Here is a 983-nt window from a genome sequence, read left to right as displayed (position 1 = left end):
GTATAGTTAAAACTGTAATATAATAAGCATTTTAAACCAATACCACCATGCCCAAAATATACAACCAAGACTTACGAGACAGAGCCGTCAACCACTGGCAAAAGACAGGCAACAAAAGCCAAACAGCCAGGCTATTTGAAATCAACCGCAACACCCTTGATGACTGGATAAAGCTCTATCAAGAACAAGGGAATACCAAGCCGAAACCCTTTGCCGCTGTGGGTGTAAAACATATTATCACCGACTTAACCGCCTTTGAGGACTATGTTAAATCACAAGAATTTGACACCGCAAAACAACTTAGAGAACAATACTTAAAGGACCATCCCGATGTCAGTATTTCCTATAACGCCTTTTTGGAAACACTACGTCGAATCAAATGGAGCTTTAAAAAAAGACCACGCTGTTTAAGCAAGCCGACCCCATAAAGCAAATTGGGTTTAAACTGATGCTGGGTTTACTGCTATTAACCTTGAGCCTTACCGCTGACAACATCCTATTTATGGATGAAACAGGATTTTATCAAAGGCAATATTACACCCGCAGTTGGTCGCCTATTGGCAAGCCTTGTTATGCCAAAATCGATGCCAATAAGGGTAAACGCTTAAACTTAATGGGAGCCATGCGATTAAATGACTTTAAACTCATCGCTCCTGTTACCTTTGAAGGTGGTTGTAACCGTGTGATAGTTGAAAACTGGCTACACACGTTGGGACGAGATTTGCCAAAAGATGATAAGGGAAATTATCCAAAACGTGTATTGGTGTTGGATAATGCCAGATTTCATCATGGTGGCGATTTAAAGCAAATTGCGGAACTTTATAATATTGAACTGACGTACTTACCGCCTTACTCACCTGAACTTAATCCGATTGAGCAGTTGTGGGCAGTCATCAAGCAAAAGGTTCGTTTAACGCTAAGCAAGTTTGATACGCTTAAGGATTGTGTTGAAAGTTGCTTGGTATAATTCGGTTTTAACTATA

Annotated in this window: 2 protein-coding genes; both read left to right on the top strand. The window is 40.3% G+C overall.

Annotation, left to right across the window (positions count from 1 at the left end; translation table 11 throughout):
• Positions 1-47: 47 nt before the first annotated feature.
• A complete protein-coding gene (locus tag ACH0AB_RS11875) occupies positions 48-428 on the top strand; it encodes a helix-turn-helix domain-containing protein (protein WP_406878272.1) in 381 nt (126 codons plus the stop codon).
• 20 nt (positions 429-448) lie between these two features.
• A complete protein-coding gene (locus tag ACH0AB_RS11870) occupies positions 449-967 on the top strand; it encodes an IS630 family transposase (protein WP_406878271.1) in 519 nt (172 codons plus the stop codon).
• Positions 968-983 lie beyond the last annotated feature (16 nt).

The sequence above is a fragment of the Moraxella sp. 179-F 1C4 NHS genome, from assembly GCF_045370505.1.
GTDB classification, from domain to species: domain Bacteria; phylum Pseudomonadota; class Gammaproteobacteria; order Pseudomonadales; family Moraxellaceae; genus Faucicola; species Faucicola tetraodonis.
Note: the sequence above shows the minus strand (reverse complement) of the source record. Positions and strands in the feature narration are given on the sequence as shown.

What these genes read in the sequence shown, in the direction of transcription:
- ACH0AB_RS11875 (WP_406878272.1), top strand. Translation starts at nt 48, where the DNA reads ATGCCCAAAATATACAACCAAGACTTACGAGACAGAGCCGTCAACCAC.
- ACH0AB_RS11870 (WP_406878271.1), top strand. Translation starts at nt 449, where the DNA reads ATGCTGGGTTTACTGCTATTAACCTTGAGCCTTACCGCTGACAACATC.